This window comes from Streptomyces flavofungini, assembly GCF_041028215.1.
Classification (GTDB): Bacteria; Actinomycetota; Actinomycetes; order Streptomycetales; family Streptomycetaceae; genus Streptomyces; species Streptomyces flavofungini_B.
In genome coordinates this window covers 1-2,698 of the sequence record NZ_JASKYR010000884.1, presented here as the reverse complement: position 1 = coordinate 2,698, position 2,698 = coordinate 1, and the positions used below count along the sequence as shown (strand labels likewise).

The following is a 2,698-nucleotide window of genomic DNA, read 5'->3' as shown; positions in this document are numbered from 1 at the left end:
GGGTGTCCCTCTGCCGGTACGCGTTGCTCCAGGACCCGCCCGGCCCGCTGCACCCCTCCTCCGGCAAGGAGGTACCCGGCGTCTGGCAGGAGGCCGTTGACAGCATCACACACATGGCCTATGTGACGGACGCCTCCTGGGAGCTTCTGGCGCACAACGAACCGTTCGCGGCGATGTTCCCCGACGGGCGGGTGCCGACGAACACGATGCGGTGGATGCTCCTGGACCGCGGCGGCCGTGAGCACCTGACCGACTGGCGTGACGCGTGGGCCCCCATGGTGCTGCCGCAGCTGCGGGCCGCTCTGATGGCCAGGCCGGACGACGACATCCTGCGCCGCATCGAGAAGGAGGTGCTGGCCGACCCCGAGCTCGCCCATCTCTACGACGTCGACGGCGCGCTGATCCACCCCGATGGCCACGAACGCCCGCTGCGGCACGCCGTACACGGCCTCGGCTGGGTGTCGATCTGTGCGGCACAGCCCATGACCGCGCCGGGGGCCCGGCTGTTCATCCTCATCTACCACGCCGGAACGGAACGGCGGCACACGCGCGCCCCCATGCTGCGAGCTGTCTGAGGGTCCGCGGAAGAGGCGCGGATACGGACACCTGGCTGGATGTCAAGTACGTTACCGGCACCCCCCGCACCCAAAACCAGCACTGTGGGAGTGCCCGATGCCAGCCTATGTCTCCGTTCCCAGCACTGTCCTCGGCGCTCACAAGGTGACCACGGATGAGATCGTCGACGACGTCCGTGCCCACCACCACGACCACCCACGGCTCAAGGCCATCCTGCGGGTCATGGGCAACTGCGGGGTGCAGACCCGCCACTTCGCGCGGCCCCTCACCTCCCGCACGATCGCGGGGACCGCCGACGTGCAGGAGCGGACCCGGGCCGCCTTCGACGACTGCGTCGACATGTCGGAGCAGGCCGCAGGGGCGGCGCTGCGGGCAGCCGGTCTGACGCCCCGGGACATCGACGCGATCGTCACGACGCACACCACCGGCTGGGCCGTGCCGAATCTCGATGTCCACCTCGTCGAGAGACTCGGCCTGCGGCCGACGGTGCGGCGTGTCGCTCTGACGACGGCGGCCTGCGCGGGAGGCGTGCAGGCCCTGATACGTGCCACGGATCTGCTGGCCGTGCGGCCGGACAGCAAGGTTCTGGTCGTCGCCGCCGAGGCCCTGTCGACCTCGTACAACCACAGCGTCGACACGATCGAATCGATGATCTACAAGGCGTTGTTCGCGGATGCCGCCGCCGCGACGGTGGTCACGAGTACCCCGTCGGGGCCGGGTCTGGCCATCGAGGACACTTTCGAGTACGTCCTTCCCGGCAGCCTCGACCGCTACCGGGGACGGCTCGACCCCCACGGGATGCACTTCGACTCCACCAAGCAGGCTCCGACCTCGGCCTTCGCGACGCTCGCCCCGCTGATGGAGTGGCTGGAACCGCACGCCGTCGACTTCGCGCTCATCCACCCCGGCGGGCTGCGCATCATCGCCGGTACCGCCGACGCCGTGGGCCTCGGGGAGAGCGCCACCCGCCACTCCGTGGACACCCTGACGGAGGAGGGCAACATGGGCGGCGTCAGCATCTTCCGCGTCCTCGAACGCACCCATGCCACGCCGCCCGCGAGCGGGGAGAGCGGCATCGCCGTGTCCTACGGCCCCGGCTTCATCACCGCGGCCCTGCGCGGCCACTGGCACGCGTAGCGCTTAATCCGGTTGCCCTCGCATCGGCCACGCTGCTGAAGTGCCCCCATGGATCACGCAGTGGCGCTCGCCGCCTACGACCGGCAGATCAGGCGGGACGCACGGAGCGACAGTCCGGGGGCGCGGGTCGAGCGGGGTGGTGGGGTCGTCCGGCAGACCGGCTCCGCGGACGACTGGAACGGCGTCCTGTGGTCGGACGCCGACGCGACGACGGCCGACGCCGTCATCGCGGAGCAGGTGCGCCACTACACCGCCGCGGGCCTGGGGTTCGAGTGGAAACTGCACTCCTACGACCGTCCCGAGGACCTCCCCGAGCGCCTCACCGCCGCGGGCTTCGCGGCCGAACCCCTGGAGACCGTGATGGTCGCCGAGGCCGCCGCACTGCTCGCGGGGCCCGCGCTGCCCGACGGCCTGCGCCTGGTCGAGGTGACGGACGAGGCCGGCGCCCGGCTCATGGCGCAGGCGCACCTCGCGGCGTTCGGGGCCGCCGACGCCGAGCTGAGCGAGCGGCTCGGCAGGCGGGTCCTGGCCCAGCTCGCCGAGGCCCCGGACACCGTCGTCGCGGTGGTCGCCATGGCCGGTGACCTGCCGGTCTGCGCCGCCCGAGCGGAGTTCGGCCAGGGCACCGACTTCGCGGGCCTGTGGGGCGGCGGCACCGCCCCCGAGTGGCGCGGCAAGGGCATCTACCGCGCGACGGTGGCCCATCGCGCCCGCGTCGCCGTCGAGCGCGGCTACCGCTACCTCCAGGTCGACGCCTCCGCCGACAGCCGCCCGATCCTCGACCGGCTCGGCTTCACCACGCTCTGCACGACCACCCCGTACGTGTACAAGCCCTGACGGGCGGGGAGGGGAAGGTCTTCTCCACGCCGATGCCCGTCGAGGCGGGGGCCGCCGACCGGCGGGGCTAGCGGATCGGCATCCCCGACAGCGTGCGCGCGATCACCAGGCGCTGGATCTCACTGGTCCCCTCGAAGATGGTGTAGAT

Annotated in this window: 3 protein-coding genes; all 3 read left to right on the top strand. The window is 71.7% G+C overall.

Translation table 11 applies throughout. The features are described from left to right. Nucleotides 1-575 (top strand): MmyB family transcriptional regulator (locus AB8Z36_RS36000; protein ID WP_369217599.1); only part of this gene is annotated, 575 nt, incomplete at its 5' end. A gap of 97 nt (nt 576-672) precedes the next feature. Then, nucleotides 673-1,713 carry a PhlD gene (locus tag AB8Z36_RS35995; RefSeq protein WP_369217598.1) on the top strand — a complete coding sequence of 347 codons (1,041 nt, stop codon included), beginning with the start codon at nt 673-675 and terminating at the stop codon, nt 1,711-1,713. A 48-nt stretch (nt 1,714-1,761) separates the two neighbouring features. Continuing rightward, on the top strand, nt 1,762-2,550 hold the full coding sequence (locus tag AB8Z36_RS35990; protein WP_369217597.1) for a GNAT family N-acetyltransferase: 789 nt from the start codon (nt 1,762-1,764) through the stop codon (nt 2,548-2,550). The last annotated feature ends 148 nt before the right edge of the window (nt 2,551-2,698 follow it).

Bases quoted from the DNA above. Each gene is read 5' to 3' on its own strand.
- AB8Z36_RS35990 (WP_369217597.1), top strand. From the start codon at position 1,762: ATGGATCACGCAGTGGCGCTCGCCGCCTACGACCGGCAGATCAGGCGG.
- AB8Z36_RS35995 (WP_369217598.1), top strand. From the start codon at position 673: ATGCCAGCCTATGTCTCCGTTCCCAGCACTGTCCTCGGCGCTCACAAG.